The 7,207-nt window shown below is 64.1% G+C and carries 7 protein-coding genes; 6 read left to right on the plus strand and 1 reads right to left on the minus strand.

The annotated features are described in order from the left end of the window. The 6 genes from JO059_RS03485 to JO059_RS03510 form a co-directional block, all read left to right on the plus strand. The coding region (locus JO059_RS03485) for an amidohydrolase family protein (protein WP_293314726.1) at positions 1-1,081 on the plus strand (1,081 nt) is incomplete at its 5' end. A gap of 16 nt (positions 1,082-1,097) precedes the next feature. Next, entirely contained in the window at positions 1,098-2,264 is a 1,167-nt protein-coding gene (locus tag JO059_RS03490; protein ID WP_293314727.1) for an acyl-CoA dehydrogenase family protein, read from the plus strand. After that, the gene (locus tag JO059_RS03495) at positions 2,264-3,079 is read left to right on the plus strand and encodes an enoyl-CoA hydratase-related protein (RefSeq protein WP_293314728.1); all 816 of its coding nucleotides are present in this window, start codon (positions 2,264-2,266) and stop codon (positions 3,077-3,079) included. Before JO059_RS03490 ends, JO059_RS03495 begins: the two co-directional genes overlap by 1 nt. A gap of 2 nt (positions 3,080-3,081) precedes the next feature. Then, a complete protein-coding gene (locus JO059_RS03500) occupies positions 3,082-4,239 on the plus strand; it encodes a thiolase family protein (RefSeq protein ID WP_293314729.1) in 1,158 nt (385 codons plus the stop codon). A gap of 310 nt (positions 4,240-4,549) precedes the next feature. Then, positions 4,550-4,957 (plus strand): hypothetical protein, encoded by a 408-nt coding sequence (locus tag JO059_RS03505; protein ID WP_293314730.1) that lies wholly within the window; start codon positions 4,550-4,552, stop codon positions 4,955-4,957. A gap of 5 nt (positions 4,958-4,962) precedes the next feature. Continuing rightward, positions 4,963-5,724, plus strand: coding sequence for a TetR/AcrR family transcriptional regulator (locus tag JO059_RS03510; RefSeq protein ID WP_293314731.1), 762 nt, complete (start codon positions 4,963-4,965; stop codon positions 5,722-5,724). Positions 5,725-5,823: 99 nt separating this feature from the next. Here JO059_RS03510 and JO059_RS03515 read toward each other — a convergent pair whose 3' ends face one another. Continuing rightward, positions 5,824-6,657, minus strand: a complete 834-nt coding sequence (locus JO059_RS03515) for an aminoglycoside phosphotransferase family protein (protein WP_293314732.1) — start codon at positions 6,655-6,657, stop codon at positions 5,824-5,826. Positions 6,658-7,207: the final 550 nt, after the last annotated feature.

Genomic DNA, 7,207 nt, shown 5'->3' on the forward strand with positions numbered 1-7,207 from the left:
GCCAACCGGGCTCGACGAGATCCGGCCCGGTTGCTACAACGTCGACGAGCGGATCAAGGACATGAACGCCGGGGGCATCCTGGCCTCGATCTGTTTCCCGTCCTTTCCGGGCTTCGCCGGGCGGCTGTTCGCCACCGAAGATCCGGAGTTTTCGGTGGCTCTGGTGCAGGCCTACAACGACTGGCACATCGATGAGTGGTGTGGCGCGTACCCGGCCAGGTTCATCCCGATGGCGATACCGGTGATCTGGGATGCTGAGGCGTGTGCCGCCGAGGTGCGGCGGGTGTCCAAGAAGGGCGTGCACGCGCTCACCTTCACCGAGAACCCGGCCGCGATGGGGTATCCCAGTTTCCACAACGAGTACTGGAATCCGCTGTGGAAGGCGTTGTGCGACACCAACACCGTGATGAACATCCACATCGGGTCTTCGGGCCGGCTGGCGATCACGGCGCCCGATGCGCCGATGGACGTGATGATCACACTGCAGCCGATGAACATCGTGCAGGCCGCCGCGGATCTGCTCTGGTCGCGACCCATCAAGGAGTACCCGGACCTGAAGATCGCGCTGTCGGAGGGCGGCACCGGGTGGATCCCCTACTTCCTGGAGCGGGCTGACCGAACCTACGAGATGCATTCGACGTGGACGCACCAGAACTTCGGCGGCAAGCTTCCCAGCGAGATTTTCCGCGAGCACTTCCTGACGTGCTTCATCAGCGACAAGGTGGGCGTGGCACTGCGCAACATGATCGGCATCGACAACATCTGCTGGGAGGCGGACTACCCGCACAGCGATTCCATGTGGCCGGGCGCGCCCGAGGAGCTATGGGACGTTTTGTCCGTGAACGACGTGCCCGACGACGAGATCAGAAAGATCACCCACGAGAACGCCATGCGGTGGTACTCGTTCGACCCCTTCACCCACATCACGCCGGAGCAGGCGACTGTCGGGGCGCTGCGCAAGGCGGCCGAGGGGCACGACGTGTCGATACGGGCGCTCAGCCACCACAAAGACACCAGGGCAGGTTCGTCGTTCGCCGACTTCGCGGCCAACGCGAAGGAACTCACCGGCAACAGGGACTGACATAGACGCCTCCGGAATGAACTTCGAGCTGACCGAGGACCAAGAGCTGATCCGCCGGTCAGTCGCCGAGCTGGCGCGCAAGTTCGACGACCACTACTGGATGGACAAAGACCAGGCCCACGAATTCCCCGCGGAGTTCTACCGGGCCATCGCCGACGGTGGCTGGTTGGGCTTGACGATCCCCACCGAATATGGCGGCCACGGCCTTGGCATCACCGAAGCGACCATCCTGCTCGAAGAGGTCGCCAAATCCGGCGGCGGCATGAACGCTGCGAGCTCAATTCACCTGTCGATCTTCGGCATGCAACCGGTCGTGGTGCACGGGTCCGAGGAACTGAAGGCGCGCACGTTGCCCGCCGTCGCCACCGGCGAGGTGCACGTGTGCTTCGGGGTGACCGAACCCGGTGCGGGCCTCGACACGTCGCGCATCACCACGTTCGCCAAACGCGATGGCGATCGCTACGTCGTCAACGGCCGCAAGGTGTGGATCTCCAAGGCGATGGAGTCCGACAAGATCCTGTTGCTTACCCGCACGCGGAGCTACGACGAGGTGACCAAGAAGACCGACGGGATGACGCTGTTCCTCACCGATCTCGACCGCAACCGGGTCGACATCCGCCCGATTCGCAAGATGGGCCGCAACGCCGTCGGCTCGAATGAACTGTTCATCGACAATCTCGAGGTGCCGGCCGCCGACCGAATCGGCGAGGAGGGCAATGGGTTTCAGTACATCCTGCACGGTTTGAACCCGGAACGGATGCTGATCGCCGCCGAGGCGCTCGGCATCGGGCGGGTTGCCCTGGACAAAGCGGTGAAGTACGCCAACGATCGCGAGGTCTTCGGTCGGCCGATCGGTACGAACCAGGGCATCCAGTTTCCGCTCGCCGACTCGCTGGCCCGGCTGGACGCGGCCGAGCTGACGCTGCGCAAGGCCACTTGGCTGTACGACCACGGCAAACCCTGTGGGCGCGAAGCCAATACGGCAAAATACCTGTGCGCCGACGCGGGATTCACCGCCGCGGACCGGGCGTTGCAGACGCACGGCGGCATGGGTTACGCCGAGGAGTACCACGTCGCGCGTTACTTCCGCGAGGCCCGGCTGATGAAGATTGCGCCGATCAGCCAGGAGATGATCTTGAACTTCCTTGCATCCCATACCCTGGGACTGCCCAGGAGCTACTGATGAGCGTCTCGGACAGTCCCGTGTTGCTGTCAGAGGACATCGACGGTGTGCGCACCCTGACCCTGAATCGTCCGCACCGAAAGAACGCGATCAACCCGGAGCTGTGGGTCGCGCTACGCGACGCGCTCCATGACACCGGTCACGACCGCAGCCTGCGCGCTCTCGTGATCACCGGCTCCGGAGGGAGCTTCTGCTCCGGCGCCGACATCTCCGAAGGCGACCACGTGCATCCCAGATACAAGTTGCAACGCCTGACCGACGTCGCGCTGGCGCTACACGAGCTGACGATTCCGACCGTCGCGAAGGTGACCGGCGTCGCCGTCGGCGCCGGATGGAACCTCGCCCTGGGCTGCGATCTGGTCGTCGCGTCGCCGGAATCGACGTTCTGCCAGATCTTTTCCAAGCGAGGCCTGTCGATCGACCTGGGCGGATCCTGGCTGCTGCCGAAACTCGTTGGCTTGCAACAGGCCAAGCGGTTGGCGCTGCTGGCCGAAACGATCGACGCCGCGGAGGCCCATGCCCTGGGCCTGGTGACGTGGGTCGTGCCGGCCGCCGACATCGACACCTTCGTCACCGACCTGGCCGGCCGACTGGCGGGCGGCCCGCCGGTGGCGCTCGCGCAAACCAAGGCATTGCTCAACGAGGGCGCCGACCGCACCCTGCGCGATGCGCTGGTGAACGAGGCGCGCGCGCAGGCCGTCAATTTTGCGACGACAGACGCGGCGGCCGCCTATGCCGCCTTCAAGCACCGACGGGAGCCGTCGTTTACTGGTCAGTGGGCGTTAGCAAAATCAGACCAGGAGCAATCGGAGTGAACATGCGTGAGACGGTCATCGTCGAGGCGGTACGCACGCCGGTGGGGAAGCGCAACGGTGGATTGTCCGGCATGCACGCCGCCGATTTGTCCGCGATCGTGCTCAACGAACTGCTGGAACGCGTCGGTATCGGTCCGGAGATCGTCGACGACGTGGTCTGGGGATGCGTGTCGCAGGTGGGCGACCAGTCCAGCAACATCGGTCGCTACGCGGTCCTGGCCGCCGGTTGGCCGGAGAGCATCCCGGGGACCACGGTCAACCGCGCCTGCGGTTCCAGCCAGCAGGCGCTCGACTTCGCGGTGCAGGCGGTGATGTCGGGCCAACAGGATGTCGTGGTGGCCGGCGGAGTCGAGGTGATGAGCCGGGTTCCGTTGGGCGCGGCGAGGGCGACCGGAATGCCATACGGTCCGAAAGTCCTTGCACGGTATGACGGTTTCTCCTTCAATCAGGGCCTGTCGGCCGAGATGATCGCCAAGAAGTGGGGGTTCTCCCGCACCCGGCTCGACGAGTACTCGGTCCAGTCCCATGAACGCGCGGCCGCAGCGCAGGATGGCGGCGCCTTCACCGACCAGATCGTCCCCGTCTTCACCGATGAGAAAGCCGCCGTCAACGTCATTGCCGCGGACGAAGGCGTGCGGCGCGGGACGACGGTCGACAAGCTGGCCGCCCTCAAGCCCGTGTTCGTCGACGACGGCGTGATCCACGCCGGGAATTCCTCGCAGATCTCCGACGGCGCGGCTGCGCTCCTGGTGACCACATCGGAGATGGCGGTCGGGCTCGGGCTGACGCCGCTGGTGCGCTACCGCGCGGGCGCCGTCACCGGCGCAGATCCGGTGCTCATGCTCACGGGCCCCATACCGGCAACCGAGAAGCTGTTGCGCAAGGCCGGCATCCCGCTGTCGGAGGTGGGCGTCTTCGAGGTGAACGAGGCCTTTGCGCCCGTCCCGCTGGCGTGGATGGCCGAAACTGGTGCCGACCCCGGTCGGGTCAATCCGCTTGGTGGCGCCATCGCGCTGGGCCACCCGCTGGGCGCATCCGGCGCCGTGCTGATGACACGAATGGCGCACCACATGCGCGACAACGGGATTCGTTACGGTGTGCAGACCATGTGCGAGGGCGGCGGCACGGCCAACGCCACCCTGGTCGAGCTCGCCTCGTAACGGGGGTCGGCTGAACGGGATAGGTTTCGGGCTTCTACGTGGACGCCGAGCGTGGGCCCCAAGTACGTGATCGCCGCCGAAGTCGACCATAGGGCCCACACTCGATGGGGCGGCCCTCAGGCGACCCCCCTCGACCCAAGGACCTAACGGACCGGAGGTCTGTCAAACCGACCGTCGGTCTGTTACGTTTTGCTCAATGCAAACCGTGGTCCCCAGCACCCGATGAGCGGCCGAAGGAGATGGACAAATTAGCACTCCCGAGTCAGCCCACGCCCTTACGCGCAAGTTCGCCCGAACACTTGGCCCATACATGCTCATTGTTCCCTCGGCGGTCGCCATCCACTTCAACACCTGGATGAAGACCTTGTTCAAGGTGTTCGTTTCCGACCCGATGTGGCAGTGGTTCTTCGGCGCGCTGCTCGTTTTCATCGGCATATTCGTTATTGCGAACCACCGATCTTGGCGAGGGGCGCCGGCAATCATCATTTCCGTTTTCGGCTGGGTAGCGCTGGTGCGTGGGCTGACGATACTGTTTTTTCCGCATGCGTATATCGCGGCCGGTGACACCCTTGAGCGAGGTGGTGCCGTGAGTACGGCGACCCGGTTGTTCTTCGTAGTTCTGGCCGTGGGCGGGTTGTATCTGACTTACGTTGGCTGGGTTGCCAAACCGGCATCCCGCGACAGGTCGGTGTCGGCTTCTCAGCGCTCCGGCGGGTAGTGTGCATGCCTCGCGTGATCAAACATCCCGACGTCCGCCGCGCCGAAATCCTCGACATCGCGATGGCCGCATTTTTGCGCAGTGGCTACGACAATGTCAGCCTCAACGATCTGATCGCCGACGCTGGGGTCTCCAAAGGAGCCTTCTACCATTGGTTTCCGTCAAAAGACGCGTTAATTTCGGCGCTGGCCGAACGCAGCGCACGTCAAGGACTCGCCGCCGTCGAGCGAGCCCTCTCGCAATGCAACGGTGACGCGCTGGACCGGCTCAACGCGGTGTTGCAGGCCGGGTTCGACGTCAAGATGCGAGCAGGAACACCGGAGTTGTTAGCCGGGGCAGTTTCGTTGCTGCGCCCGGCCAACGCGCATTTGTACGCACAAATCGTCGCCGCCGAGGAGGCTGTTTTCGGGCCGTTGCTGACCAGGCTGGTATCGGAGGGGGTCGCTGCAGGCATCTATGACACATTCGACCCTGAGGGCGTCGCCGACATGATTTACGCGCTCGCCGCACGCACGAACACGAGCATCCTCGAAGTGCTCGACGCGGCCGATGAGTCCGCTCGGGACCGCGCAATCGACGGTCTGGCAACCAGATTCAGGCTTCATGCCCTGACGTTGGACCGCATACTCGGGCTGCCCGACGGGAGCATCGTCGCACCGGCCCACGCGCAGGTTGGAAAAATGGTCTCCTCATTGCCGCGCAACTATGCGACGCGATCATGTGCCGCTACCGGCTGCTCACCGATGACGGATTTGACGACTACGTGACCCATTCGCCGGCATCCTTCGTCCGAACTGGTTGCAGGGGAGGAAGGCATGGGTCGTCTCGCAAAAGCCATTGTGCCGCTGAGCTTCTCGCGGACAAGCTTAGCCGGGTACTTGCTCTAAGTGATTCATGGCTTCTTGGAGGGCGGCGTCGACCCGATGCCCTAGACCGTGAGCGACGTAGGCATCGACGAGCATCCAGAGCGCTTCGTACAGCGGAAGGCGCCACGGGAGTTCCTCGGTGTTCGCCGGATCAGGCAGACCGTAGCCCTGACGTAGCAAGGACACCGACGCCGCGTCTGCACGGTGCGCAAACCGTGCGATGTCCCACCACGGGTCGGCGACGACCGAGTCTCCCCAATCGATTACCCCTGCAAGATGCCCCTCATCGATCAGGATGTGAGCGGGCTTCAGATCGCCGTGGCACAGTACCCCTACCTCAACGGCGGCCAGCGTCTGGGCATGATCGGTGATCGTGGATGTCGCCGCGTCGGCGACTGCGGCGGCCAACCCGTAACTATCTGCCAGTGCGCGAGTGTCGTCGCAGATGGTCTGCAGGAAGCTGAGCCACGACGGGTGACCCAGCGTGAACTCGCCAGATTCGTCCCACGATGCCTGCGCGAGCCAGCCAAAGCCCGCCATTTTCACGCCGTGCAAGCGGTGCAGGTCGGCGCCGACCTCAACGAATGCGGGATGACCGGCCGCGATCGGCTGGCCCACGACACGCCGCATGATCACGGCGCACATACCGTCCTCGGCGCCAAGACAGCTGCGCCCAATGATGGCTGGAGCAGCGCAGCCAGCAGCTGCGGCCCGCCCATTCGCCCACGCCTCAGCTCTCAATGCATCACGGCTCGTCGACGCCTTCACGATGAAGTGGCCTTCGTCTGCATCAATTTCATAAACAGCATTGCCGGCGAACGCATCGAGCTTCACGACTCGGCCAACCTGACAGCCCAGCTCGCTCGCTACAAAATCTGCGACAGCCCGCTCACGGGCGCCCGAAACGCCTCTTCTCACCTTCCTCCGAAACACTCACAGTCAGATCCTCGACGGAACCCAGGAGGTCAGGCAGCTTGTGCCGACCGAGCGAGTCGATCTTCAACATCGACCGGGCTGATCATAGCGATGGCTGAGTGGCGTCTGCGCAGGTTATAGCTCGTTCGATCGAGTCGGCCATCGGCATCGGGCGTAGAACTCGACTTTCACTGTGGCCCAGAAGGCCTCAGCTTTATGGCTGTAGTGATGCGCGACGAGCTCGCCGAGCAGGTGATCCCTGGACGCCGACCGCGGATGCCAATACGCCTCAACACAGCTCGCCCGGTTCGCCCGCCAGCACAACCTGGTCCGCTCCGTGGGCCGCACCGCCGTATGCTGGGATAGCCAGCAGGAATCCTTTTGGACCACATTGAAAGTCGAGTCCTAGCCTGATGGCTTTGGCCGACCAAGGCAGCCGCAAAGATCGCCGTCGGCGACTGGATCGAGC

The organism is Mycobacterium sp., from assembly GCF_019247615.1.
In the GTDB taxonomy this organism is placed as follows: domain Bacteria; phylum Actinomycetota; class Actinomycetes; order Mycobacteriales; family Mycobacteriaceae; genus Mycobacterium.

Coding starts and splice junctions, on each gene's coding strand:
- JO059_RS03490 (WP_293314727.1), top strand. CDS start 1,098: ATGAACTTCGAGCTGACCGAGGACCAAGAGCTGATCCGCCGGTCAGTC.
- JO059_RS03495 (WP_293314728.1), top strand. CDS start 2,264: ATGAGCGTCTCGGACAGTCCCGTGTTGCTGTCAGAGGACATCGACGGT.
- JO059_RS03505 (WP_293314730.1), top strand. CDS start 4,550: ATGCTCATTGTTCCCTCGGCGGTCGCCATCCACTTCAACACCTGGATG.
- JO059_RS03500 (WP_293314729.1), top strand. CDS start 3,082: ATGCGTGAGACGGTCATCGTCGAGGCGGTACGCACGCCGGTGGGGAAG.
- JO059_RS03510 (WP_293314731.1), top strand. CDS start 4,963: ATGCCTCGCGTGATCAAACATCCCGACGTCCGCCGCGCCGAAATCCTC.